The sequence below is a fragment of the Celeribacter sp. genome, from assembly GCF_048266405.1.
Lineage (GTDB): Bacteria > Pseudomonadota > Alphaproteobacteria > Rhodobacterales > Rhodobacteraceae > Celeribacter.
On the sequence record NZ_JBLWZO010000016.1, the window covers coordinates 14359 to 40880 of the forward strand.

Consider the following 26522-nt stretch of genomic DNA (forward strand, 5'->3'; position numbering starts at 1 on the left):
GAGAATAGGATGTTAACCCATCAAATAATACAAAATGAAATCGAAGAGCTAAAACAGATCTTGGCTCATCAGGATTTAGAGATTCCATCATTCTGGCGTTGTACCTGGCCAGGTCTGGTATGCATGCTTTGGTTTTTACTATCATCCTATCTTTCATATTGGTTAAGTGACTATGCCTCTGGTCTTGAGAGAATAGCTGCTATGGTTTTTGCGGGTGCGATGGGTTTTTTTTCTATTGTTTTGATAGCTAATACGCGCGCACATTTTCTTTCGTTGCCTCAGTCATTCCGGAAAAAATCAAAATTCTTTGGTTATTTGTCAGGAAAGTGTAAGGCTTATGGTGTCTTTATCTTGGTTCTATTTCCATGTCTGGCGTTTTATTTTTCATCTATCCATCTTAATGCAATAGCCTTTAGTGTTATAACGTTTTTTTGTATGATAGTAACTGTCATGGTGATGAATATTGACCTTGGTCGTTATCAATTAGCGACTTTGACGTCTGTTATTGAGGCGGTTAGGGGGGTAAGTAGGCGCAATAACTAAACTTGTGCACTTAACTAACCAGAGTTTTATCTTCGGTTAGTTTATTTTTGCGCTCTACGTTCTGTTATTTTACTAATGTTATCTATTCAGGTAATAAACGGTGAGTAGGTGCACAATTTACTTGTGCGCCTGTGAGGCGTTGCCGCCAGCGGCGGAATGGTTTCATGATGTAATCACCTTCTGCCGGATATTTTCCTGATATCCGGCATTCCTTCCTCAATGGTTTACTGACGGATTATTGCCATGAGCTTCAATGCCAAAGATATGACCCAGGGCGGTCAGATTGCCAATATGCGCTTTCGCATGTTTGGTCAGATTGCCAATATTATATTTTACGTGCTGTTTATTTTATTCTGGGTGCTGTGCGGGCTGATGCTGATGTACCGGCTCAGCTGGCAGACGTTTGTGAACGGCTGCGTGTACTGGTGGTGTACGACGCTTGGACCCATGCGCGAGATTATTCGCTCCCAGCCCGTATACACCATTCAGTATTACGGCCAGTCGCTGGAATATACCTCAGAACAAATCCTGGCCGATAAATACACTATCTGGTGCGGTGAGCAGCTGTGGACCAGTTTTGTGTTTGCGGCCGTCGTTTCCCTCGTTATCTGTATCGTGACGTTCTTTGTTGCCAGCTGGGTGCTGGGCCGTCAGGGTAAACAGCAGAGCGAGGATGAGAATACCGGCGGGCGCCAGTTGTCCGATAAACCCAAAGACGTGGCGCGCCAGATGAAGCGCGACGGTATGGCTTCGGATATTAAAATTGGCGATCTGCCGATACTGCTGAACTCCGAAATCCAGAACTTCTGTCTCCACGGGACCGTGGGCTCCGGTAAATCTGAAGTGATCCGCCGGCTACTGAATTACGTCCGTGCCCGGGGCGATATGGCCATCATCTACGACCGCTCCTGTGAGTTTGTCAAAAGCTACTACGATCCGTCGCTCGATAAAATCCTTAACCCGCTAGATTCGCGCTGTGCGGCCTGGGATTTATGGAAAGAGTGCCTGACGCTGCCGGACTTCGATAACGTCTCCAATACCCTTATCCCGATGGGGACCAAAGAGGACCCGTTCTGGCAGGGCTCAGGGCGCACCATTTTTGCCGAGGGCGCGTATCTGATGCGTGAAGACAAGGACCGCTGCTACGAGAAGCTGGTCGACACCATGCTCTCCATCAAAATCGACAAGCTGCGCGCCTATCTGCAGAACACACCGGCGGCGAACCTGGTGGAAGAAAAAATTGAGAAAACCGCCATCAGTATCCGTGCGGTGCTGACCAACTACGTCAAGGCCATCCGCTACCTGCAGGGCATTGAGAAGAATGGCGAGCCGTTCACTATCCGGGACTGGATGCGCGGTGTGCGTGAAGACCAGCCCAATGGCTGGCTGTTCATCTCCTCTAATGCGGATACACACGCTTCCCTGAAGCCGGTTATCTCCATGTGGCTGTCGATTGCCATCCGCGGCCTGCTGGCGATGGGGGAGAACCGTAACCGGCGCGTGTGGATTTTCGCTGACGAACTGCCCACGCTGCACAAGCTGCCGGACCTGGTCGAAATCCTGCCGGAGGCGCGTAAGTTCGGTGGCTGTTACGTGTTCGGTATTCAGTCCTATGCCCAGCTGGAAGATATCTACGGCGTGAAGCCCGCCGCCACGCTCTTTGACGTGATGAACACCCGGGCCTTCTTCCGTTCTCCCAGCAGGGAAATAGCGGAGTTTGCCGCCGGTGAGATTGGCGAGAAAGAAATCCTCAAGGCCAGCGAGCAGTACTCCTACGGTGCAGACCCGGTTCGTGATGGTGTGTCGACCGGGAAAGAAAAAGAGCGTGAAACGCTGGTCAGCTATTCCGATATTCAGACACTCCCGGATTTGTCCTGTTACGTCACGCTGCCCGGACCGTACCCGGCCGTGAAGCTGGCCCTGAAGTACAAACCGCGCCCGAAAATTGCCGAGGGATTTATTCAGCGCACTCTCGATACGCGGGTGGATGCACGGCTTAGTGCTCTGCTGGAAGCGCGTGAGGCTGAAGGCAATCTGGCACGGGCGCTTTTCACGCCGGATGCGCCGGAGCCTGAACAGCGTGATGCAGACAGCAGGACATCGCCCGGACAGCCAGAGCCGGAAAACGCCCCGGTCTCACCTGCACCCGTGAAGTCCGCGTCGACAGCTGAAACGCTGGCCGCACCGCCATCCGTTAAGGCGTCAGAAGCGCCACAGGCTACAGTCACGACCGTGCCGTTAACCCGCCCGGCACCGGCAACGACTCCTGCTGCTTCCAGCGCGACGGCGTCCTCTGTCGCTGCGACGGCGGCCACGACCGGCGGCACAGAACAGGAGCTGGCGCAACAGCCCGCAGATACGGGACAGGAGGTGATGCCGGCTGGCATGAATGAGGACGGTGAAATCGAAGATATGCAGGCGTATGACACCTGGCTGGCTGATGAGCAGACGCAGCGCGAGATGCAGCGGCGTGAAGAGGTCAACATTAACCATAGCCACCGCCGAGATGAGCAGGATGATATTGAGATTGGGGGGAATTTCTGATGCTCAGTTTCAGCCAGGTGAAATCGGCGGGCAGTGCCGGTAACTACTACACAGAGAAAGACAATTATTACGTCACCGGCAGTATGGAAGAGCGCTGGCAGGGCAAAGGCGCGGAAGCGCTGGGACTGGAAGGAAAGGTGGACAAACAGGTCTTCACGGAGCTGCTGCAGGGAAAACTCCCCGACGGCAGCGACCTTACCCGGATGCAGGACGGCGTCAACAAGCACCGTCCCGGTTATGATCTGACCTTTTCGGCGCCCAAAAGTGTCTCGATGCTGGCCATGCTGGGTGGCGATAAGCGCCTGATTGACGCGCATAACCGTGCGGTGACGGTGGCGCTGAATCAGGTGGAGTCTCTGGCCGGCACGCGGGTGCAGAAAGACGGCGTATCTGAAACGGTTCTGACCGGGAATCTGATTATCGCCCGGTTTAACCACGATACATCGCGTGCTCAGGAGCCTCAGATACACACGCACAGCGTGGTCATTAACGCCACCCAGAACGGCGATAAATGGCAGACGCTGGCCAGCGATACCGTCGGTAAAACCGGGTTTTCCGAAAATCTGCTGGCTAACCGCATCGCGCTTGGAAAGATATACCAGAGCGCTCTCAGGGCCGATATTGAGTCTATGGGGTATAAGACAGTCGACGCGGGCAAGCACGGCATGTGGGAGATGAAGGACGTGCCGGTAGAGGCGTTTTCCACGCGCAGCCAGGAGCTCAGGGAGGCGGCAGGACCCGATGCGTCCCTGAAGTCCCGGGATGTGGCCGCGCTCGATACCCGCAAGTCGAAGGAAGCCATCGATCCGGCAGAGAAGATGGTGGAGTGGATGAACACGCTGAAGGAGACCGGCTTCGACATCCGTGGCTACCGTGAAGCTGCGGACGCGCATGCAGCAGAGCTGGCCCGCGCACCCGCAGCGCCGGTGAAAACCGACGGACCGGATATCGCGGACGTGGTGACCCGGGCCATTGCCGGTCTCAGCGACCGTAAGGTGCAGTTTACGTATGCCGATGTGCTGGCGCGCACGGTTGGCCAGCTGGAGGCAAAGCCGGGGGTGTTTGAACTGGCGAGAACGGGCATCGATGCGGCGATTGAACGCGAGCAGCTTATCCCGCTCGACCGGGAGAAAGGCCTCTTCACCTCGAACATTCACGTCCTCGATGAGCTCTCCGTGAAAGCGCTGAGCCAGGAGGTACAGCGGCAGAACCACGTCTCCGTCACGCCGGATGCGTCAGTGATGCGCGAAAAACCCTTCAGCGATGCGGTCAGCGTCCTGGCGCAGGACCGTCCGGCGATGGGGATTGTCGCCGGTCAGGGCGGCGCGGCAGGCCAGCGGGAGCGGGTGGCGGAGCTGACGCTGATGGCCCGGGAGCAGGGGCGCGACGTGCATATTCTCGCTGCCGATAATCGCTCCCGTGATTTTCTCGCCGGGGATGCGCGACTGGCCGGAGAAACCGTCACAGGCAAATCTGCCCTGCAGGACGGGACGGCGTTTATCCCGGGCGGGACCTTAATTGTCGACCAGGCGGAGAAGCTGAGCCTGAAGGAGACGATTTCCTTGCTCGATGGCGCCATGCGCCATAACGTGCAGGTCCTGCTCTCCGACAGCGGCAAGCGCAGCGGAACCGGGAGCGCGCTGACAGTCCTGAAGGACAGCGGCGTGAACACCTACAGGTGGCAGGGCGGCAGGCAGGCCACGGCAGACATCATCAGCGAGCCGGACAAAAGTGTGCGTTACAGCCGGCTGGCGCAGGAGTTCGCCGTCAGCGTGCGTGAAGGGCAGGAGAGCGTGGCGCAAATCAGCGGCACGCGTGAGCAGAATGTCCTGAATAACGTTATCCGCGACACCCTCAAAAATGAGGGGGCGCTCGGCAACCGGGACATGACAGTGACCGCGCTGACGCCGGTGTGGCTGGACAGCAAGAGTCGGGGCGTGCGGGACTATTACCGTGAGGGCATGGTCATGGAGCGGTGGGACCCTGAGGCCCGGAAGCATGACCGCTTTGTCATTGACCGTGTGACGGCCAGCAGCAACATGCTGACCCTGAAAGACCGTGAGGGAGAGCGTCTGGACCTGAAGGTCTCCGTCGTCGACAGCCAGTGGACGCTGTTTCGCACGGATAAGCTGCCGGTGGCAGAGGGCGAACGTCTGGCGGTACTCGGGAAGATACCCGACACGCGCCTGAAGGGCGGGGAAAGTGTCACGGTGCTGAAAGCGGAAGCCGGGCAGCTGACGGTTCAGCGTCCCGGACAGAAAACCACCCAGACGCTTCCTGTCGGCAGCAGCCCGTTCGACGGGATTAAGGTCGGCCACGGCTGGGTGGAGAGTCCCGGCCGGTCGGTCAGCGAAACGGCGACCGTCTTTGCCTCGGTGACGCAACGTGAGCTGGATAACGCCACGCTGAACCAGCTGGCGCAGAGCGGGAGCCATATCCGGCTGTACTCCGCGCAGGACGCGGCCCGCACCACAGAGAAGCTGGCGCGGCACACCGCGTTCAGCGTGGTCTCAGAGCAGCTGAAGGTCCGCTCGGGAGAAGCAGACCTGGAGGCGGCCATCGCACAGCAGAAAGCCGGACTGCATACCCCGGCAGAGCAGGCCATTCACCTTTCCGTGCCGCTGCTGGAGAGCAACAGCCTGACCTTTACCCGGACGCAGCTGCTGGCCACGGCGCTGGAAACCGGCGGTGGTAAGGTGCCAATGACAGACATTGATGCAACCATTCAGGCGCAGATTAAGGCCGGGAGTCTGCTGAATGTGCCGGTGGCCTCCGGACACGGCAACGACCTGCTGATTTCCCGCCAGACCTGGGATGCGGAGAAAAGCGTCCTGACGCGGGTGCTGGAAGGTAAGGATGCGATGACGCCGCTGATGGACCGGGTGCCGGGCAGCCTGATGACAGACCTGACCGCCGGACAGCGGGCGGCAACCCGGATGATACTGGAGACCCCGGACCGGTTCACTGTGGTTCAGGGGTATGCCGGGGTGGGGAAAACCACGCAATTCAAATCCGTCATGAGCGCCATCAGCCTGCTGCCGGAAGAGGCCCGCTCGCGCGTCATCGGTCTGGGGCCGACACACCGCGCCGTGGGCGAGATGCAGAGCGCCGGCGTCGACGCGCAGACGACCGCCTCATTCCTGCATGACACGCAGCTGCAGCAGCGCAACGGCCAGACGCCGGATTTCAGCAACACGCTGTTCCTGCTCGATGAGAGCTCGATGGTCGGGCTGGCAGACACCGCGAAAGCACTCTCCCTGATTGCAGCCGGAGGAGGTCGCGCTGTACTCAGCGGCGATACCGACCAGCTGCAGTCCATTGCGCCGGGCCAGCCGTTCCGTCTGATGCAGCAGCGCAGCGCGGCTGATGTGGCCATCATGAAAGAAATCGTGCGCCAGGTGCCTGAGCTGAGACCGGCGGTCTACAGCCTGATTGACCGGGATATCAGCCGTGCTCTGTCCACTATTGAACAGGTCACGCCGGAGCAGGTGCCGCGTAAGGACGGTGCCTGGGTACCTGAAAACTCGGTCACAGAATTCACGCCGGCACAGGAGAAAGCGATACAGGATGCGCTGAAGGAGGGTAAGGAAATACCGCCTGACACGCCAGCGTCCCTCCACGATGCGATTGTGAAGGACTACACCGGGCGCACCCCGGCGGCGCAGGCGAGTACGCTCATCATCACGCATCTGAACGCAGACCGCCGGGCGCTCAACGGGCTCATCCATGATGCGCGTGTACAGAATGGCGAGGTCAGTAAAGAGGAGGTGACCCTGCCGGTACTGGTCACGAGCAATATCCGTGACGGTGAGCTGCGTAAGCTGTCCACCTGGTCAGAGCATCAGGGGGCCGTGGCTCTTCTGGATAACACCTACCAGCGGATTGAGAGCGTCGATAAGGAGAACCAGCTCATCACCCTTAAGGACAATGAGGGTAACATTCGTCTTCTCTCTCCCCGGGAGGCCTCAGCGGAGGGCGTCACGCTCTATCGCCCGGAGCACATCACCGTCTCACAGGGTGACCGGATGCGCTTCAGCAAAAGTGACCCGGAGCGAGGTTACGTCGCAAACAGTGTGTGGGAGGTGAAAGCGTTCTCGGGTGACAGTGTCACGCTAACGGATGGCAAAACCACCCGCACGCTGAACCCGAAGGCGGATGAGGCGCAGCGACATATTGACCTTGCCTATGCCATCACCGCCCACGGCGCGCAGGGGGCCAGTGAACCTTTCGCCATCGCACTCGAAGGCGTGGAAGGGCGCCGGAAAGCGCTGGTCAGCTTTGAGTCGGCCTACGTGGCGCTGTCGCGCATGAAACAGCACGCGCAGGTGTACACCGACAACCGGGAGGGGTGGACCACGGCGGTCAGCCGTTCTCAGGAGAAGGCCAGCGCACATGACGTGCTCGAACCGCAGAACGCCCGGGCGGTGAGGAATGCCGGTCAGCTCTATGGTCGGGCACAGCCGCTGGATGAAACCGCCGCAGGCCGGGCTGCCCTGCAACAGTCAGGTCTGGCCAGAGGCCGCTCTCCGGGTAAATTCATCTCACCCGGTAAAAAATATCCGCAGCCACATGTGGCCCTGCCGGCATTCGATAAAAACGGCAAGGAGGCCGGTATCTGGCTCAGTCCGCTGACCGACAGGGACGGGCGGCTGGAGGCCATCGGGGGCGAGGGGCGGATTATGGGGGACGAAACGGCCCGGTTCGTCGCTCTGCAGAACAGCCGCAACGGCGAGAGTCTGCTGGCCGGGAACATGGGCGAGGGCGTCAGAGCAGCCCGTAACCATCCCGACAGCGGGGTGATAGTACGCCTTGCCGGCGACGACCGCCCCTGGAACCCGGAGGCCATCACCGGTGGTCGGGTCTGGGCTGACCCCCTGCCGAATACACCGCTCCCTGATACCGGTACTGACATCCCGCTCCCGCCGGACGTGCTGGCACAGCGGGCTGCAGAAGAGGTGCAGCGCCGGGAAATGGAAAAACAGGCGGAACAGACTGCCCGGGAAGTCGCCGGCGAGGAGAAGAAAGCGGGCGAACCGGGCGAGCGGATAAAAGAGGTTATCGGGGACGTGATTCGCGGCCTGGAGCGTGACCGCCCGGGCGAAGAGAAAACGCTGCTGCCGGATGACCCGCAGACGCGACGTCAGGAGGCCGCGATACAGCAGGTCGCCTCAGAGAGTCTGCAGCGCGAGCGGCTGCAGCAAATGGAGCGGGACATGGTGCGCGACCTGAACCGGGAGAAAACCCTCGGCGGCGACTGATGCGCCTGGAGTTTTTGTCAGGCACAGCAATATCAGGGATAAAAAGGAAGCAACGATGACAACATACACAATGCGTTTCAGTGCGGCAGACCGCTGGCTGCAGGCTCTCCTGACCTGGACGCCCGGGCAGACGGATATCATCAAAACGGTGGCGCTGCTTCTGATGGTCACTGACCACACCGGACTCCTGTTGGCGCACAACAACGAGCTTATGCGTCTCCTGGGCCGGGGCTGCTTTCCGCTGTTCGGTCTGGTCTGGGGGATGAATCTGGCCCGGCACGGAGAAATACGCCAGTCACAGCTGAACAGTCTCTGGGGCTGGGCGCTCGTCGCCCAGGTGTCGTTTATGCTCATCGGGTACCCGTGGTACACGGGTAATATTCTGTTCGCCTTTGCCGTCACCGGCCAGATGCTGCGGTGGTTCAGCCTGCCGTCCTGGTATTACACCCTCCCGGCTGTCGGGCTACTGATAACCTGGATGCCGCTGTCAGCCGGCAGTTACGGCATGGCGGGGGTAGGCATGCTCACCGCCAGCTGGCTGCTGTGCCGCGAACAGCATGCGACGGAACGGCTGATTTATGGTGCGCTGTGGGCCATCATGGTGTTGCTGATGAATATCAATGATGTCAGTGAGTCGGTGGCCGGGGTGGTAATAGCGCTGCTCACGCTGATGGTGTGCTCTTCCGTTGGGAAAAATCTGAAGCGATTCTGGCCACGGCATTTTTTCGTGATGTTCTATGCCGTGCACCTGGCGGTGCTTGGGATAGTGGCGACGATGTAAAAAAAACCGGACAGAGGTCCGGGGAGCGGGGAAAATACCCATAAGTGTGACAAAGGGAACATCATCGCCGTGTCCACTGCAACGTGAGGTGAAACGATGACGCTGTTAGCGTATCGTATACCCCAGACCTGAAGTTTTTATTGATGTGGCCCCTTATGAGTGAAGAAAAACGCCCTGTACTGAGCCTCAAACGAAAGCCTGCGGCGGAAAGCACGGGAAAGGATGTCACAGGCACGCCGGGCGTCGTTCGCCGCAAAAAAGTCGTGGTGGTCTCGACGCCGCCCGCCTGGAAGGTCAAGAAAGAGAAGCTGGAGCAGGCGAAAAAGGCGGCTGAAGCCGCCGCACGCCAGGCGGCCGCAGAACCGGTCAAAGCGGCAAAGGTTCCGCCTCCGGTACGTTATCTGCGGCTGCTGCCACCGGAGCAGGCCAGTATGACCCTGAAAGCTTTCTGGCCGCAGCTGTTTGACGGCAACTCGCCACGTCTGCTGGCCACGGGGATGCGTGAACAGCTGTTTGCCGATATTGCGAGCCGCGACCTGCCGCTGTCGCATAAGCAGGTGATTAAGTGCCTGAAAAGCCTGACCCGGTCGGCGGGTTATCTGTCCCGGATGCGGGAAGGTGCCTCCCGCTATGACCTGCAGGGCAATGCCGTGGCCACCGTTACGGCAGAGGAAGCTCAGTACGCCAGTGAGCGCATGATGAAGGAGCTGCTGCGTACTGAGCGAATGAGGAGCCAGACGGCTGACTGAATGCAAACGGAGGTGTGAAATGGATTTTAAGGAACGGAAACAAAAGGCGCTGGCGATAATGGCCAGCCGTAAGATGTGGAAAAGTAATTACGCACCGCCTCTGATACGTCTGCTGTGGTGGCTGGGTGTAAAAATCCCCCCGCTGCCGTTTGCCTCGTTCTGGCAGGTTTTCGGTTTGATGACAGGCGGTTTCTCCGTGGGATACGGGCTGCTGATGTACTTTATGGTCTGGCGTCCACAGGGGATGAGTCCTCTGTTTGCTTGTGCGGTCAGTCTTATCGCGGGCGTATTATTTGGCTTAACGATGGCGCTGTTTCACCTTTGGCGGCGAAGCGCGAATAAATTACCTGACTGGAAAGACCTGTAACGGAATGAATATATACTGTCAGGGGCGATTACTCTTGCACTGACAGTTATATATCCTTTTTAGTAAATAAAATATTAAATTTATTGCGCGGTCATTATATATGGCCGTGCTGCGGTGGTTATTATTCATTTCTGAAAGGCACACTCAATGTGTTGTTATTCTTTTCCCTCCGGGAAATCATATTTTAAACGAGAAGGGTAAATAATGGTTAAAGATGAAATGACAGATGAGTCTGCTGTGCCCGAGTCTGACCAAGCGCGAAGAATGATAAGACGTTCGGTACTGCGGATGGTGGGTTCGGGCCTGATTCACTCCCGGGATGATGTGATTCGCTACCTGATAAATGAGGGTGGCTTTGACATTGAGAGTGTGACCGACACCAGTGTGACGCTGTGTGCGCCGGATGAGCCGGAAGAGATGCTGACGCTGACGGGGTGGGTGTTTTCATCATCATTCAGACTGGCTGACTGCGTTTCTGATAATACCTGTCCGGTTATGTACGACTGAAATCAGTACCCGGATGTATTTTTGAATATATATTTGAGTGCACTATTTAACGGATTTAAATCCCTTGCGTATATTGCTGCAAACAGTCTGTAAAATGTCATGGGTAATACTCGCGTGGGTTGATTTTAATATTTAAAAGGAATGCGAATATGTTTCGGTATTTTATTCTGCGCACTGAGCAGCAATTATTCTGTTATTTATACGGTATCGCGCTGGCGCTGGTTCTGATGCTCTTATTTTCTCCTGTGTCCCGGGCATACGGGTTTTATCTGGTTGCGTTGTCTGTTGCGTTGTCTGTTGCGCTGTTCTGGGCCGGTCTGGCCCTGTACACCCGTCGCACCGACCGGATGAGAAAGCCGGAGGTCTCACCGCTGGTCAGTATCCGCGACGGTATTCAGGTGGTGGCCATACTGCCGCGCCATGAAAAGGCCCGTCTGGAATGGGAAATTCTGCAGGATGCTGACGTGTATCGCCGTCAGATGGTTGCCCTTCTGGACCTGGCTCAACGGGGTGTCAGCCGGGGGCTGATATACGCGCCGGCGGTGATGCTGGCTGGTCTGTGCTTTCTTGCCCGGGGATTTCCGCTGGATGCTGTTCGGGTCTTCAGCGCTCTGCGGGAAATGCCCGCCACAGAGCTTGTGCATCAGACTGGTTTTGTCCTGCGCTACGTCCTGCTGATTTCCGTCATGTCGGCTCTGATTGCCGATGTTCTGGCCGGGAGAGGATTGCCGAACGCCTTTCGCCGCGCATTGCTGGACAGGCTGCCGGCAGAGGCAAAGGAATAAACAGCATGGCGAAAATACTAATGATGGCCGGCAGTACCGTTGTTGTGCTGAGTCTGCTGGGGTTTCTGGTTCTGCTTCTGAAAGGACGGGCCGTAACGAAGACATCTCCGGTCCTGATGTCACTGAAAGCTCTGGGTATTCGCCCCTCGGAGGCAGAGCAGCGATTGTGTCGCCAGCGGGTCTGGGTGGGAAATGACTCGCTCATGACACCACGGGAACAACACTTTTACCGGGCACTGCTGAGGCATACCAGCCGTAAGCGCTGGCTGTTATGCCCGCAGGTCCGGGTGGCGGATATTGCCACACTCGCTCCCCACATCCGGCCACGTTCCCGGACCTGGTGGCAACTCTTCCGCATGGCGTCTCAGTGGCACTGCGACGTGGTCATTGTTGATATCCGCACCTTTGCTGTCGTTGGCGCGATTGAACTTGATGACGCCTCACATCTTAAAAAACAGCGTATCAGGCGCGACATCCTGCTGGAAGAGGTTCTGAGGCAGGCGGGTATCCCGCTGCTGCGCGACCGGGACTCAGAGAAACTGGTCAGGCGAGTCAGTGAGTTTCTGAAATACCGTGAAGCTGAAACCGACGAAATATCTGCATCCGACACAGCTTTACCGACAGCGCATACTGAACGCCGGGAGGACGAAAAATGATTGTGCCCGTAGAGGTTGATCGCGATGCGCGGGGCTACTGGACACACCCGGCGTTAATCCGGAGTTGCTGCCAGACCACGCCACAGCTGATGTGGTGGTTGCGCGTCCAGAAGCTGGAGTGCTTCGTGATGAGTATGCGTGACGAGGCTACAGAGGCATTCTGTGCCGGATGGGATGATGGCCCGTCTGACGCTTCAGCATGGGAGCTGGTTCCTCCGCCCGGTAAGGGCTGGTTTCTTGGTTCAGTACATCCACGGGAGGAGGGGCCGGAGTGCTACTGGTTCCGTCATACCACAAAAGCCTGACGCCTCCGCAGGGCGTCGTTGTCCAACGCCGGAGGCGGGGAAAAACCAGTTTCCCCCGCCCCCGGCGTTTCTGAATTCATCCAGTGAAGGAAATACTGTGAAAGTAAATCGTACTCTCCTCAGATGGTGTCTGCCCGGACTGGTCAGCCTGAGCCTGTGCGCACCCATTCCGGCCGTTTATGCCGCGAACATCGAGACCGGGTTTTCCCCGGAAGGAACGGGCCTGCAGCTGGTTCTGAAAACCATTACGACCGCACAACAGGAAATCCGGCTGATGGGCTATTCCTTCACGTCTCCGGATGTGGCCGGCGCGCTGGTCAGAGCCAGACAGCGGGGCGTGGATGTGAAGGTCGTTCTGGACCACAAAGCCAATACCGGTGAACGCAACAAGGCCAGCCGGGCAGCCATGAATCTGCTGGTCAGCGCGGGCATTCCTGTCCGGACGGTGGATGCATACAAAATCCTGCACGACAAAGTGATCATCGCCGATGGCCGCAATACGGAGGTCGGTTCGTTCAATTTTTCCCGCGCTGCCGATCGCGCCAATTCAGAGAACGTGCTTGTCGTGTGGGATGACCCTGCTGTTGCCGGGCGTTATCTGCAGCACTGGTCGTCCCGCTGGTCGCAGGGAACGGACTGGAAACAGACGTACTGATACCGCTTTAAACGATCCCCGGACGTAAACCGTGCGCCAACGCGGGTTACGTTCATAAAGTAAGTCGCTGATTTCAGGAATCTGTAGTATTCTCTGCAAACGATCCAAGTTTGATCCTTGAGGAGGCAGAGATGTCGCAGATCGATAATGCAGTAACTTCCTCATCGAAACGAGCTTACCGAAAGGGTACGCCTCTTAGTGTAAGTGAGAGGAAAATGCGTTCGGTATCCCGTAAAAGGGAGACTCATAAACCTGTAAATGTGTTCATCCAGAATTCTCACAAAGATAAACTGGACGCATTTTGTCAGGAGAATGGGTTAACTCAGGCAGAAGCGATAGAGCTGCTCATAAAACGAGAATTGTTAGGTGAGTAGTCACATTCCTTGATCGAACTGTCTTTGAATGCTAAATTCCTGTTCGTATAAAGAATTTTGATGGCTGGCCACGCCGTAAGGTGGCAGGGAACTGGTTCTGAGAGGTATCAACCTGGGACCAGAAAAGCAAAAACCCCGATAATCTTCATCTAGTTTGGCGACGAGGAGAAGATTAACGGGGCCTACTTAAACTGTATAGAAGCTGTTGCTCTATGCAGGGAGTATAGTTTTATGCTCAGAAAACTGCAATACCTGTTTCTGTGCCATTTGCTCCTTCCGTGCAACATAAGTGCGGGAAGGTGTGACTGACGTTCAGACCCTGTTCACCCATTACCGGCAGGTCAAAAACCCGAATCCGGTGTTCACGCCGCGTGAAGGCAAGAAAACGCTGCCGTTCTGTCGTAAGCTGATGGCGAAAGCCGAAGGCTTCACGTCCCGTTTTGATTTTTCCGTCCATGTGGCGTTCGTGCGTTCGCTGGGTAAGCGCCATCGTATGCCCCCGCTGCTGCGCCGGCGTGCCATTGATGCGCTGCTGCAGGGACTGTGCTTCCACTATGACCCGCTGGCCAACCGTGTGCAGCGCTCCATCACCAATCTGGCCATCGAGTGCGGTCTGGCCACGGAATCGAAAACCGGCAATCTGTCCATCACCCGCGCCACGCGGGCGCTGAAGTTTATGGCGGAGCTGGGGCTGATTACGTACCAGGCCGAATATGACCCGCAGATTGGCTGCAACATCCCGACCGATATCACCTTCACGCCTGCACTGTTCTCCGCGCTCGACGTCTCTGACGTGGCGGTGCTGGCTGCGCGTCGCAGCCGCGTGGAGTGGGAAAATCAGCAGCGCCAGAAGCAGAGGCTGAAGCCGCTGGAGATGGACGAGCTGATAGCGAAAGCCTGGCGGTTTGTGCGCGAACGGTTCCGCAGCTACCAGTCCGAACGTAAACAACATGGCCTGAAACGCGCCCGTGCACGCCGTGACGCGGACAGAACCCGTCAGGACATTGTTACCCTGGTGAAGCAGCAGCTGACGCGTGAGTACGCCACCGGGCGCTTTACCGGGGGGCTCGATGCCATGAAGCGCGAGCTGGAGCGTCGCGTGAAAGAGCGCATGCTGATGTCGCGGGGGAACAACTACACGCGGCTGGCCACCGTCCCCATATAACCTTCCTTCCCGAAAAAATCCGGCCGGCGCCGGAGGCTTTCGCACGTCCGCAGTCCGTCACAGATTATTATCTGAGCACCTGTTCCCTTTCGCCCGGCTGAATCCCGGGCTTCCCTGCGCAAATATGGCCAGAAAATTTATCACCGGCGTCACTTCCGGTCGCTGAATTCAGTTATCCACCAGTAACTGCAAGGGACTTTTCCATAAGGTTACAACCGTGATGCTTACAGAGCGCCAGTCGCTGAAGTTTCAAAGTGCGTGGTTTCCTTTAAAACCCTGCTCAGTACTTCTTTTAAATACATAATCTTTATCTCTTATAAATACATAACCTGTTCGTCGCCTGCCCTGTGGACAGGCTCAGAGAATGCCCGCCCTTGCAGCGGACTCACGTCCGCGCCGGTTCGGAAACACCATAAAAGTACCTCCCGCCGCTCTACGGCGGGCATTTCAGCGATACCACACCATTTAGTTACATCATCCGGGTAAATACCATGAAAACTGCGCCAGCTCTGTCCTCGGCACGTCAGAAACCACTTAAACAACAGCAGAAACCTCGCCTCTCACCACCGGAGAACGCTGACGCTTCAGCAGCACCTGTGCCCGCCTGACCGCCACTGAAAAGCGCCGCCCCACCCCGGCCAGCGGCCGGGGTAATGCATCGCTGTTAATGACGGATGTTGTAACTAGATTTCGTGGTTGCTGCAGGTAGTGTTGCTTTGAGTTCTGGCATACACGCTCGTAAGCGGCCCTTACGGCCCGCTAACGCGGAGATACGCCCCGACTGCGGCTATCGCCTTGTCGTGACCACTCCGACCGCGCACAGCAGCTTCTGAATCGTTTTCAGCGGGTTTGGTTGGGCTTAGCAGGGTGGGGGATTATTACGGCTGAAGCCGTAATGCTTTTTTCGTCCTCGCTTCGCTGCGGGGGTCTCCGGCGCATAGCGCCTCCCATGCGCTCACGCGCATCTTAAAACCGTCCCCGGCATACCCTGAGAGTGAAGCGTGTTCAAGCAGGACTGAGAGGCCAGCAGGGTAATGTCAGAAAGCCATTGTTGGTTTTCTGTTAAAAAATCGGTGACATTTTCTTCTATCTCATTCGCTTTTTCTGTTCAGAACCATGAATTATTTGACGCCAGAGTCGGGATATCAGACTTATGCATGTAAAATACGTGCCCGGAGCTGAACGGAAACAGAGCAGAGAATGAACCGCAAACAATTTATTCAGAGCCGGGGCGCCAACTGTCGTAACTGGACCTGGAGCTGGTCTTTTATTAATCATGACGACCAGCTGGTCATCTTCGGGGCATGGGACGTTGAGCGCGACCAGGAGCGCGCTGTCATCCTGCGGGAAGAATGGGAGTACAACGCCAGACTCAGAAAGAATCCCGGCTACACCCAGGCGGTTGAGCATATCGGCTACATCCTCGGGGGATACGACCTGTACACCTTCAACATGGTGCAGGCCACCAGTCCGGATGCGCCGGACGTCGCGGTCATTCAGGATTTTGAGCGCCGGCTGGAAAAACGCTTTCTGAGAAAAGAGGGCGCCGTCTGGTACGCCGACTTCACGGCCAGTCCGTACCCTGAGGAACTGTCCGTTGCCGGCAGTTACAGTGAGGGTGCTACAAAAACCATCACCGTTAATGCATACGAACGCGACCCGGCCGCCCGGCGGGCCTGTATTGCACATCATGGTGCTGTCTGTCAGTGCTGCGGATTCGATTTTGAGAAAACCTGGGGCGAGCACGGGAAAGGATTCATCCACGTTCATCATATCCGGCCGCTGAGAACGCTCGGGGCTGACTATCAGATTGACCCGGTAAACGAGCTGGTCCCGTTGTGCCCGAACTGCCACGCCATGATTCATCGGGGCAATGAGGCAAAGCCGTTGTCCGTTGAAGAACTTCGCGCCATGATGAGGCCCGCCGGCTGAATGCCGGCATTCTTACAGACACGAAATACTGTTAACCGGAGCCCTGCATGCGCGTTGCCGAACATATCCTCCTCGATGCCCTCACTCGCGGAGGATGCATCAAAACCTTTTACCGCATATCCTCACGACAGGCTGCTGAATCGGCCACGCGGATACCTGAGGGGTATATTCTGGAGTCTCCCGGCGACCGGGAAGATATTGTACTCAGCCATGCGGACTTTCATGCGCTGGAGAAGCTGCTGGAGCAGAAGGATACCTGGGAGCAGATGGTCGGGGTGACCTGTTTTGGTGGGGCAACCTGGAAGCTGAGAGCCGGGTCCATGTGATGAGTGGCTGGGGTGCTGAAATAATTCTTTTATTTCAGCAGTGGCATTCCTGCAGTCCAAGACTACAGTCTTCTTACCGGATGCATTGTGTCTGTCCCACACTCCGGGGATTTCCCTTTGACGGACTACAATTGTGTCTGGCCAGCGCCCTTCAGGCTGGCTTTTTTTCGCACAAACCTGTTCAGACTAGGTCTGAATGGTTGTCTCCCTGCCCTGCCCGTTTACGCTGATGGCCAGACAGGGAGTGCCAGGAAAGAATGGTTAGTGGCGGATCTGCGCCAGGTCGTCTTCCGTCAGACCGGTCATTTTCATCACGGTACTGCGGTCAATGCCGTTCTGCAGCATGGTACGGGCAATTTTCAGAGTCGCTTCGCGCTCACCTTCTGAACGGCCTTTTTCAATACCCCGTTTTTCACCCAACTGGATGCCCTGCTCAATACCCTGCTCAATACCCTGCTGGATACCCTTCTCAATACCTTTCTGCTCGAGCTGTTGTGCGATGGTCATGAGTGCGTCTCCGTGTTGCGGCACACGCTGTGCCAGTTCGCGAACAAAGGTTTCGGCGTCGGCTGTCTCGCCTGCCTGGACTATATAGTTTACCAGTGATATGACCTGGGATGAAGACAGGTATCCGGCCAGCAAAATGGGCGCCAGACGGTCAACCAGTTCAGCGAGGTCGCGCTGATGAATATGTTTCTGAAGCAGCGTCAGGGCGGCCATGCTGCGATGGCCAGCGATGTCATCATCCGGAATAACGGTCACATCAACCAGCGGGAAAGCGTTGCTGTAGAGTGTGCCTGCCAGCGCTGGGTCGTCAAACTCATCCAGCCAGCGGGTAGAGTACGGATACGGACTGCGTTTACCGGTATAGAACAGGACCGGTATCACCAGGGGGAGCTTCTTATGGCCCGCTTCCAGATGGCGCTGCATGGCGGCCACCGCGTAACGTATCAGGCGAAACGCCATATGTTTGTCGGGTGAGGACTGATGCTCAATGAGCACGTGAACGTAGCCATCCCCGGCGGTGGTTTTCAGGCTGTAGAGGACGTCGCTGAAATACTGGCGGAGGTCATCCTCAACGAACGAGCCGGATTCGAGTTTCAGCGTGCTGAGGTCACAGATGGCCTGCAGTTCTGCCGGGAGATGCAATTCCATGAAATCCCGGGCAATATCGGGTTGCGTCAGGAACTGCCGGAATGTCGCATCGTGAGGAGTGGGTGTGCTGTTTTTCTTCTTCATCAGCCCTGGCTCTGAAAAATGACCCGGATATGCTATCACAGGCAGGAGCAGCACATAATGGCCAGTCAGATGATGATATAGGGGTCAGTTTGGATATAGAGAATTATTGTACGGTAAGCCTGTTTTTTGAACAGACTTACCTATAGCAATAGGGTGTACTCCCGCGCTATACGGCATTTTCAGAGGTTTGACCTTAATCGGATAACCTAAATGCGATACTGCAAGAGCGACAACTTAAAAGCGATAGCCACTGACGCAAAATCAACCCCTTACGAACCAAGATTGGTTAAATAATGCGCTTAACGTACAAAAATTTCCGATCTCCAAACTGACCCCAATAGCGTCATTAACGAGGTTTTCGCGTTGATTGTAGAAAAATTGCGACATAACAGTTTCCTGAGCTTAGGGTGTGACACATCTGCACAGTGAACTGCGCAGCGCGTGTCAGAGAGTGAACGGGTCGTTACTGTCTGGTATTCAGACGGTTTAACGTGAGTGGGTCGCCGTTGTGCAGGTTATCAAAGGCGGTACCCTGCTGGCACAGCCAGGGAATACCGCCCTGACGGGCAATAATCGCGCCGTGGGCTAATGGGCTGCCGTGCTGCAGGCAGATAGCGGCGGTGTTGCTGGCGTCGAGTTGCAACACAACGGACGGGTAGATGTCATCGGCAATCAGGATGGTGCGATGTAGCAGAACAGGGGCGTTGTCGGTCACATCCGTCAGATGCCCCAGCGTGCGATGCATAATGTCTTCGACGTCGATATAGCGCGCCTGAAGATAGGCATCATCAAGCTCACGATACTGCTGGCTGAGGGCCATCATGGTCTCTTGCCAGGCACGCTCGGCGCTGCATTTCCGCTGACGCAGCGTCTCGCTGGCGCTGTTCAGCAGGTCGGGATCGTCAAGCAGGGTATGCTGGCCCGAGAAGATGGCGGCAATGTCGTCCGAATATTTTTCAGCTGCCAGGCGAGTTAAGTCGATGAGATCGTCCAGGGTATGACTTACCGCTATTTTCAGACGACGAAACTCCTCTTCCTGCGTACCGCCTGCAAGATCATCGAAGTGATGATTAATGGGGTGGTAATGCAGCACCTGTCCACTCACCGTTGTCAGCGCGGGTTGTGCGTTATCAACCTCAGCGTCTGCCTGGCAATGTTCGCCAAAATTGTCGGCGGCCAGCGCCTGAAATGCGATCAAGGCGTCTGCGGCCTGAGGCCCTTTGGCTACCAGCCGAACCCGATCGTGGCAGCGAACTTTCAACAGTGCAATTTGATTGATGCTGTCAGGTTTGACGCATTTGCCCTCTTTTTCCAGCAGTAGCACCGCATCAAACCCGGAAAGCCCCTCAACCAGCCGGGCGGCAGGGCGAACGTGCAGGCCGTTAGGGTTGTTAATCTCCACCGTAACGGACTCGGCCTGCGCATCGCAAGCATCGATTTCTGCGGACGAAAGGCTATTACGGGACTCTTCCAGCGCGGGGAAACCGAGCTGAACACGCTTTGCCTGCAGCGCACTTTGCGCATCTTCGATAACCTTATCGATGCTCGCGCCACTGGCGGCACTGACCGTGGCGGCCAGTGCGCCCTCGACCAGCGGGGCCGGGCATAAATGCACGCGTGCGGCCACCTCCGGTTCCAGCAGGTCGAGCGCGGTTTCGGCACTCAACAGTGCGCTGCCCATATCCATTAACACCAGAATCGCGTCCGTATCCGCCACGGAGAGGATTGCGTCCATCACCTTAATCGGATCGGTGCCGATAGGATTGGTTGGGTCGTCAATGCCTGCGGCGATAGCCAGCTTACAGCTATCACCCCTTAACATCTGGCGAGCCAGTTCCCCGACGCCCTGGCCCAGTTGGGCACTGTGCGAGACAATTACCAGGTTTACCATCGCCTTATCCTCTGTATTACGCGTTAGCCGCAGCAGCCAGCATTTGCACCATAAACAGCGCTGATGTGGCGCCCGGATCCTGATGACCAATACTGCGTTCCCCCAGGTAGCTGGCACGTCCTTTACGCGCCTGCATGGTAATGGTGGATTGCGCGGCCTGTTCTGCCACCTCGCAGGCCGCTTCCAGCGCGGCGGTCATTGATAAATGGTTTTCGCTGGCGTGACGCAGTGAATCCGCCACCGGGAGCCAGACGTCACACATGGTTTTATCACCTCGTTCGGCTTTCCCCCGGCTCACCACACCGTCAGCACCTTCGCGGATCATCAAATAGAGCTCCTCAACGCTGAGGTTCTGACGAGCCTGGGTAACCTGGGCTGCGCGGATAAAAAAGGTTCCGAACAGCGGGCCACTGGCTCCCCCCACGTTGGAAAGCAGCACCATGCCTGTATTCTTCAGAATAAAGCCAATGTCTTTGTCGGCAATGGAGGGTAATTTTTCTACCACCTTGCTGAACCCGCGGTGCATATTCAGGCCGTGATCGGCGTCGCCGATATCGCGGTCGAGGCCGGTAAGAAAATCGCTCTGGGTGGTGAAAATTTCTCCACAGCGATACAACCAGTCGACAATGTTATTTCTGTTCAGTGACATCGCAGATCTCCTTAATGACCCCAGTTGAAGGCAGGGGTGTGAACGGGGGCATCCCAAAGAGCGAGCGTTTCAGCATCGGCTTTCAGCAACGTAATAGAAAAACCGGACATATCCAGCGAGGTACACCAGGAACCGACCAGACTGCGGGCAAGAGTGATTCCGGCGTCATCGCACAGTGTTTCCAGGCGGTTATAAACGCCGTAGAGTTCGGAAAGCGGGGTTGCACCAAGGTTGTTGACCAGCGCAATCACCTGATCTCCCTGTTGCAGCGCCTGTTTGGTCTGGGTAACTTCCTGCCAGTTGCCTTTTACCGGGTCCCACTGGCGTAACGTACGGCTGTAATTGCCGTTCTCCAGCAGGGTGGTAAACATGGCGTCAACGGTGTCGTTCAGCGAGGTGAAGGGGCGGCGGTCGATGCCTGGTTCGCCGTGGATCCCCACGCCAAACTCCATTTCGTTATCATTGAGTTCAAACGATGGTTTTCCGGCGGCGGGGACGGTACATGCGCCAAGCGCAATGCCGATAGAGTGACCCTGATTGTTCAGCCTGCGGCCCAGGCTGGCACAGGCTTCAAGGCTGTCACCACGTTCTGCGGCTGCGCCCACCAGTTTTTCGATAAGCACCGTGTTCGCCACGCCGCGCCGACCGGCAGTATAGAGGCTGTCTTTGACGGCGACATCATCATCGACCACCACCGTGGTGACTTTTACGCCGCTCTCGTGGAGTAGCTCGGTGGCGGTTTCAAAGTTCAGCACATCGCCGGTGTAGTTTTTGATGATCAGCAGCACGCCTTCGCCACCGTCGATATGCATCGCGCATTCAAACATTTTATCCGGGGTCGGAGAGGTGAAAATTTCTCCCGGGCAGGCACCACTCAGCATCCCCATACCAATAAACCCGCAGTGCATTGGCTCATGGCCGCTTCCGCCGCCGGAAAGCAGGGCCACTTTACCCGCGACGGGCGCATCTGCCCGGGTAACATAGACCGGGTCCTGGTGTAGTTTCAGTTCAGGGTGCGCTTTCGCCATCCCGGCAAGTTGTTCAGTCAGTACATCTTCCACACGGTTAATCAGTTTTTTCATTATGCATACTCCGCTGGATGTTATTGGGCCACCTGGTCAGTGAGCCCGTTGTAGGGTTTCGGCTGCGGTATTGGCGTTTCCAGTATCCTGGCCGATGAATTGATTCTCCCCTGGCGGGTAAAAAAGAAAATCTCTGTTGATTTTGGTTTCAAGTCGGAACGGAAATAGGTGAAAACGTTCCATATTGGAACGGTATTAATGGGTTGTCGCTAAAAGTGAGAAGCCGGACAATATTTCAAGGTGTGTTTCGGTATTCGTCGGAGACGATGAGCGTCGCAGAGACTATTTTTTTTTGCCCATTAGGGTCAAAATGGCGGTGATACAGAATTTTCTGTCGTTGAATTGTGTGATAGCGATCCAGACCTTGATCTCAATCCTGATGTTTTGTCGTGGTTAATGTTCCATTTTGAAACGTTATTTTCTGAATCGCGTTCCAATGTGGAACCAAACAGTGAAGCATTTTTTTGTTCTGCGCCCGCTCTACAGTGAGTGCTACCGCGTCGGTCGTGCTCAATCTACCGTTGGAAACGCGATAAACAGGAGCGAGCGTCACCCGGCGTCATCATGGAAACGAGTTCAATGTGAGGGTGTAGAGAATGCTACAAGTTATTCAGTCTCCGGCAAAATATCTTCAGGGTCCTGATGCAGCTGCGTTGTTCGGCGAGTATGCCAAAAACCTGGCAGACAGTTTTTTTGTGACTGCCGATGATTTCGTCATGAAACTGGCGGGTGACAAGGTACTGAATGGTCTGCATGAAAACGGCATAAGCTGCCATGCAGAACGCTTTAACGGCGAATGCAGCCATGCGGAAATCAATCGCCTTGGCGCGATTTTGCAGCAGAAAGGGTGCAAAGGCGTGGTGGGTATTGGCGGCGGGAAAACGCTCGATACCGCAAAAGCCATTGGCTATTACCATAAACTGCCGGTTGTGGTTATCCCGACCATCGCCTCTACGGATGCGCCGACCAGCGCGCTGTCGGTTATTTATACCGAAGCCGGGGAATTTGAAGAGTATCTGATCTACCCGAAAAACCCCGATATGGTGGTGATGGATACGGCGATTATTGCCAAAGCCCCCGTACGATTACTGGTTTCGGGTATGGGTGATGCACTCTCTACCTGGTTTGAAGCGAAAGCCTGCTACGACGCACGTGCGGTCAGTATGGCGGGAGGTCAGTCAACGGCCGCCGCATTGAGTCTTGCACGCTTGTGTTACGACACCTTGCTGGCGGAAGGCGAAAAAGCACGTCTGGCAGCCGAAGCGGGTGTCGTTACCGTTGCGCTGGAACGCATCGTTGAAGCCAATACCTATCTGAGCGGCATTGGTTTCGAAAGCAGTGGCCTGGCAGCGGCTCACGCCATTCACAATGGCTTCACCATTCTGGAAGAGTGTCACCATCTGTATCACGGTGAGAAAGTGGCTTTCGGTACTCTGGCCCAACTGGTGCTGCAAAACAGCCCAATGGAAGAAATCGAGACGGTACTCCGTTTCTGCCAGAAAGTGGGCTTACCGATGACGCTGGCGCAGATGGGCGTGAAAGAAGGCATTGAGGAGAAAATCCTCGCGGTGGCAAAAGCGACCTGCGCGGAAGGGGAAACCATCCACAATATGCCGTTCCCGGTGAGCCCGGAAAGCGTTTACGGCGCGATCCTGACGGCCGATCGCCTGGGCGCACAATGGTTGGCTACTGAGTAACGATTACCGCTGGTCGCTAATCCGGCCAGCGTTCCACCTGCGTTGTGGATCTCCCCTGGCGTTGCCGTTACCGGTGCCGGGGGTTGTTGTTTTTATGGACCGGCCTTTTCAGGCAGGCAGAGAAGAGAGTAATAAGGCTATGACCACGCAGAATGAGCACGTCGAACAGGCCCTGACGTCATTTATTGACCAGTCCTGGCACCGCTGCGGCAAGATGATGAAGCGCGAATTCTGGAGTACGCCGCATCAGGCTAAGGGGCTGACGTTCCAGTCTATCTGCCGTCGTAAGACTGCGCTGCTGACCATCGGCCAGGCGGCGCTGGAGGATGCCTGGGAGTATATGGACGGTCGCCCGTGCGCCCTGTTTATTCTGGATGAGTCTGCTTGTGTTCTGACCCGCTGCGGCCACCCGGATACCCTGGAGGCGCTGGATTCTCTGGGGTTCATGGCCGGTAGTTACTGCGCGGAAAGTATTATTGGTACCTGTTCTCTCTCTCTGGCGTCAATGATCGGGCAGCCGGTAAAAACTCTGGGCGATCAACATCTTAAACAGGCCTTATTCCCCTGGGCATTCTGCTCTACGCCCATTTTTGATAACAATGGGCGTTTATTTGGCTCGATTGCCCTGTGTTGTCTGGCTGAGGACTCGGGCGTGGCAGATCTCTCTTTGACCCTGGCGATGGCCAGAGAAGTGGGGAATTCGTTGCTGACGGATAGCTTACTGGCGGAGTCTAACCGCCATCTCAATCAGATGTACGGCCTGCTCGAGAGCATGGATGACGGTGTGATGGCCTGGAATGAGCAGGGCATATTACAGTTTCTTAATCCCCAGGCGGCGCGGTTATTACACCTCGATGCGCAGGCGTGTCAGGGGAAAAATATTAACGATCTGGTGACGCTGCCCGCCCTGCTTCGGCGGGCCACCAAACAGGCGCGCTCCCTCAGCCATGCCGAAGTCACGTTCGAAAGCCAGCACCAGTTTGTCGATGCGGTCATCACGCTAAAACCGATTGTCGAAGCGCAGGGAACCAGTTTCATTCTGCTGCTCCATCCGGTTGAACAAATGCGCCAGTTAATGACCAGCCAGTTGGGTAAGGTGAGCCATACGTTTTCTCAGATGTCGGCGGACGATCCGGAGACCCGGCGGTTGATTCATTTTGGTCGTCAGGCTGCGCGGGGCAATTTCCCGGTACTCATGTGCGGGGAAGAGGGGGTTGGTAAAGAGTTAATCGCGCAGGCAATTCATAACGAAAGCGAACGGGCGGCGGGCCCGTTTATTGCCGTTAACTGCCAGTTATATGCTGATAATGCCCTTGGCGTAGATTTCATGGGCAGTTCGGCAACGGAAGAAGAGAACGGGCGTCTGAGTCGCCTTGAGCTGGCGTCCGGTGGCACACTTTTTCTGGAGAAGATCGAATATCTGGCCCCGGAGCTACAGTCCATTTTACTTCAGGTGATCAAGCAGGGTGTGGTGACGCGTCTGGATGCACGGCGGTTGATTCCGGTGGATGTTAAAGTGATTGCCACCACGACGATGGATCTCGGCAATCTGGTGGAACAAAACCGTTTTAGCCGCCAGCTTTATTACGCATTACACTCGTTTGAGATCAGTATTCCACCGTTGCGTGAACGGCGGAACAGTATCCCGTCGCTGGTGCATAGCCGCTTGCGCACGCTGGAGCGGCGTTTCTCATCTCGGCTAAAAGTTGACGACGATGCGCTGGCGCATCTGGTGGCCTATTCGTGGCCGGGAAATGATTTTGAGCTGAACAGCATCGTGGAGAATATTGCTATCAGCAGCGAGCACGGGCACATCCGCTTAAGCAATCTGCCAGGGTGGCTATTCAGCGAACACCCCGGTGTGGCGGGAAACAGTACATTAATGCCCGCCAGTATGAGCATTTCGGCAATAGAGAAAGAAGCGATTATTCACGCCGCCAGAGTGACCAGTGGGCGCGTACAGGAGATGTCACGGTTGCTGAATATTGGCCGCACCACCCTGTGGCGTAAACTGAAGCAGTTTGATATTGATGTCACTCAGTTCAAGCATCGACATCAGGATTAAGGTTCTCCTCTGGCTGGCACTCCGCCACGCGCGCCATCGCAAACAACGCATCAGACAGACGGTTGATGTAACTTTTTAACGATTCGCGCAGGGGCACAGTTCTGTCCATTGCCACCAGAATCCTTTCAAGTTGTCGGGCCTGCGTGCGCGCCACATGCAGGTAAGCCGAAGCCAGGTTCTTGCCGGGGATGACGAACGCTTTTAGTGGGCCCGTTGCGGTCATATTGCGGTCGATCTCTTGTTCCAGTCGGTTAATATCCGCCTGATCGATAACGCGGCTAAGACGAGTAATCCCCCTTTCATCGCAGGCCAGTTCAGCGCCCACCACAAACAACTCCTCCTGAATGCGGTGCAGCCCGGCACGCAGGTCAGGATCGTCGTTGGCAGCATGACAGACGCCCAGCAGTGAAATTAGCGTATCCACACTGCCGTAGGCTTCTACTCTGATATCGTCTTTATTGATTCGGCTACCGCCAAACAGCGCCGTCGTGCCTTTATCACCGGTTCGGGTATAGATGCGATACATGTTATAGCGCCTCGCTAAAGGGGATGACTTTCACCAACTGGCCCGCATTCGCGCCGAGATTACGTAAACGGGCGTAGCCACTGTCAGGAGGGCAGTGACGCAGGGGGCGATCGGCAGGGTACTGGGCATGTGTCAGTACGGTATCGCCGCTGGCGGAAACGCCGATCCCGGTGCGGAGCGCGGAGTGCTGCGCGGCCTGATGGGCAAGCGCCAGTGCGTTATCGATGTCAGCACAGGAGATGGTTCGGCAAGGTACACCCTGTTCCTCAAGACCGAGGCTTATCTGACGCAGCGTTTCGCTGTCGTGCAGGCCTGGATGGTAAAACAGATGCACTGCGGGTGAGCCGGGAATACCAGGGTTTTGCATACGCGTTCTCCACGTCAGTTAAATCACAAAAGCGGGCACAGCGGCCCGCGAATGGTTTG

The 26522-nt window shown here is 56.2% G+C and carries 23 protein-coding genes; 17 read left to right on the forward strand and 6 right to left on the reverse strand.

What is annotated here, in order from left to right; genetic code table 11:
* Nucleotides 1–9: 9 nt before the first annotated feature.
* The 15 genes from ACN0TS_RS17065 to ACN0TS_RS17135 all read left to right on the forward strand — a co-directional run bounded on the left by ACN0TS_RS17065 (nt 10) and on the right by ACN0TS_RS17135 (nt 16947).
* On the forward strand, nt 10–543 hold the full coding sequence (locus ACN0TS_RS17065) for a hypothetical protein (protein WP_417260560.1): 534 nt from the start codon (nt 10–12) through the stop codon (nt 541–543).
* A gap of 243 nt (nt 544–786) precedes the next feature.
* A complete protein-coding gene (traD, locus tag ACN0TS_RS17070; protein WP_040118494.1) occupies nt 787–3087 on the forward strand; it encodes a type IV conjugative transfer system coupling protein TraD in 2301 nt (766 codons plus the stop codon).
* On the forward strand, nt 3087–8345 hold the full coding sequence (gene traI / locus ACN0TS_RS17075) for a conjugative transfer relaxase/helicase TraI (RefSeq protein ID WP_040118495.1): 5259 nt from the start codon (nt 3087–3089) through the stop codon (nt 8343–8345). The genes traD and traI overlap by 1 nt, the downstream gene beginning before the upstream one ends.
* A 55-nt stretch (nt 8346–8400) precedes the next feature.
* Entirely contained in the window at nt 8401–9126 is a 726-nt protein-coding gene (traX, locus tag ACN0TS_RS17080; RefSeq protein WP_040118496.1) for a type-F conjugative transfer system pilin acetylase TraX, read from the forward strand.
* Nucleotides 9127–9281: 155 nt separating this feature from the next.
* On the forward strand, nt 9282–9875 hold the full coding sequence (locus ACN0TS_RS17085) for a fertility inhibition protein FinO (protein WP_040118497.1): 594 nt from the start codon (nt 9282–9284) through the stop codon (nt 9873–9875).
* 19 nt (nt 9876–9894) lie between these two features.
* Complete coding sequence (locus ACN0TS_RS17090; RefSeq protein ID WP_040118498.1) at nt 9895–10242, forward strand: DUF6404 family protein; 348 nt, start codon at nt 9895–9897, stop codon at nt 10240–10242.
* A 204-nt stretch (nt 10243–10446) separates the two neighbouring features.
* A complete protein-coding gene (locus ACN0TS_RS17095) occupies nt 10447–10749 on the forward strand; it encodes a hypothetical protein (RefSeq protein WP_040118499.1) in 303 nt (100 codons plus the stop codon).
* 149 nt (nt 10750–10898) lie between these two features.
* Entirely contained in the window at nt 10899–11534 is a 636-nt protein-coding gene (locus ACN0TS_RS17100; RefSeq protein ID WP_040118500.1) for a hypothetical protein, read from the forward strand.
* Nucleotides 11535–11539: 5 nt separating this feature from the next.
* Nucleotides 11540–12190, forward strand: a complete 651-nt coding sequence (locus tag ACN0TS_RS17105; RefSeq protein WP_040118501.1) for a DUF2726 domain-containing protein — start codon at nt 11540–11542, stop codon at nt 12188–12190.
* Nucleotides 12191–12592: 402 nt separating this feature from the next.
* A complete protein-coding gene (locus ACN0TS_RS17110; protein WP_040118503.1) occupies nt 12593–13150 on the forward strand; it encodes a phospholipase D family protein in 558 nt (185 codons plus the stop codon).
* A 131-nt stretch (nt 13151–13281) separates the two neighbouring features.
* A complete protein-coding gene (locus tag ACN0TS_RS17115) occupies nt 13282–13524 on the forward strand; it encodes a replication regulatory protein RepA (RefSeq protein ID WP_000078032.1) in 243 nt (80 codons plus the stop codon).
* Between the two features lie 231 nt (nt 13525–13755).
* Entirely contained in the window at nt 13756–13833 is a 78-nt protein-coding gene (gene tap / locus ACN0TS_RS17120; RefSeq protein WP_032489431.1) for a RepA leader peptide Tap, read from the forward strand.
* Nucleotides 13826–14689 (forward strand): incFII family plasmid replication initiator RepA, encoded by an 864-nt coding sequence (gene repA / locus ACN0TS_RS17125; RefSeq protein WP_040118504.1) that lies wholly within the window; start codon nt 13826–13828, stop codon nt 14687–14689. Before tap ends, repA begins: the two co-directional genes overlap by 8 nt.
* Nucleotides 14690–15889: 1200 nt before the next feature.
* Complete coding sequence (locus ACN0TS_RS17130; RefSeq protein WP_004098867.1) at nt 15890–16621, forward strand: HNH endonuclease; 732 nt, start codon at nt 15890–15892, stop codon at nt 16619–16621.
* Nucleotides 16622–16668: 47 nt separating this feature from the next.
* Nucleotides 16669–16947, forward strand: a complete 279-nt coding sequence (locus ACN0TS_RS17135; RefSeq protein WP_004098869.1) for a hypothetical protein — start codon at nt 16669–16671, stop codon at nt 16945–16947.
* Between the two features lie 261 nt (nt 16948–17208).
* Here ACN0TS_RS17135 and ACN0TS_RS17140 read toward each other — a convergent pair whose 3' ends face one another.
* From ACN0TS_RS17140 to dhaK, 4 genes are all read right to left on the reverse strand, one after another.
* The gene (locus ACN0TS_RS17140; RefSeq protein ID WP_004098871.1) at nt 17209–18186 is read right to left on the reverse strand and encodes an Rpn family recombination-promoting nuclease/putative transposase; all 978 of its coding nucleotides are present in this window, start codon (nt 18184–18186) and stop codon (nt 17209–17211) included.
* 463 nt (nt 18187–18649) lie between these two features.
* Nucleotides 18650–20077 carry a dihydroxyacetone kinase phosphoryl donor subunit DhaM gene (gene dhaM, locus ACN0TS_RS17145; RefSeq protein ID WP_004098873.1) on the reverse strand — a complete coding sequence of 476 codons (1428 nt, stop codon included), beginning with the start codon at nt 20075–20077 and terminating at the stop codon, nt 18650–18652.
* A 16-nt stretch (nt 20078–20093) separates the two neighbouring features.
* Nucleotides 20094–20726, reverse strand: coding sequence for a dihydroxyacetone kinase subunit DhaL (gene dhaL / locus ACN0TS_RS17150; protein ID WP_004098875.1), 633 nt, complete (start codon nt 20724–20726; stop codon nt 20094–20096).
* Nucleotides 20727–20737: 11 nt separating this feature from the next.
* On the reverse strand, nt 20738–21808 hold the full coding sequence (dhaK, locus tag ACN0TS_RS17155; RefSeq protein ID WP_004098877.1) for a dihydroxyacetone kinase subunit DhaK: 1071 nt from the start codon (nt 21806–21808) through the stop codon (nt 20738–20740).
* 596 nt (nt 21809–22404) lie between these two features.
* Here dhaK and ACN0TS_RS17160 point away from each other — a divergent pair.
* Both ACN0TS_RS17160 and dhaR read left to right on the forward strand, forming a co-directional pair.
* Nucleotides 22405–23505: a glycerol dehydrogenase gene (locus ACN0TS_RS17160; RefSeq protein WP_004098879.1), complete on the forward strand. Its 1101-nt coding sequence runs from the start codon at nt 22405–22407 to the stop codon at nt 23503–23505.
* Between the two features lie 139 nt (nt 23506–23644).
* Entirely contained in the window at nt 23645–25570 is a 1926-nt protein-coding gene (dhaR, locus tag ACN0TS_RS17165) for a dihydroxyacetone kinase operon transcriptional regulator DhaR (RefSeq protein WP_004098881.1), read from the forward strand.
* On the opposite strand, the gene ACN0TS_RS17170 is transcribed toward dhaR, so the two are convergent.
* Together ACN0TS_RS17170 and ACN0TS_RS17175 are read right to left on the reverse strand one after the other, a co-directional pair.
* Nucleotides 25548–26096 carry a cob(I)yrinic acid a,c-diamide adenosyltransferase gene (locus tag ACN0TS_RS17170; RefSeq protein ID WP_004098883.1) on the reverse strand — a complete coding sequence of 183 codons (549 nt, stop codon included), beginning with the start codon at nt 26094–26096 and terminating at the stop codon, nt 25548–25550. The two genes, dhaR and ACN0TS_RS17170, sit on opposite strands and share 23 nt — an antisense overlap.
* A 1-nt stretch (nt 26097) precedes the next feature.
* Nucleotides 26098–26463 carry a glycerol dehydratase reactivase beta/small subunit family protein gene (locus ACN0TS_RS17175; protein ID WP_004098885.1) on the reverse strand — a complete coding sequence of 122 codons (366 nt, stop codon included), beginning with the start codon at nt 26461–26463 and terminating at the stop codon, nt 26098–26100.
* Nucleotides 26464–26522 lie beyond the last annotated feature (59 nt).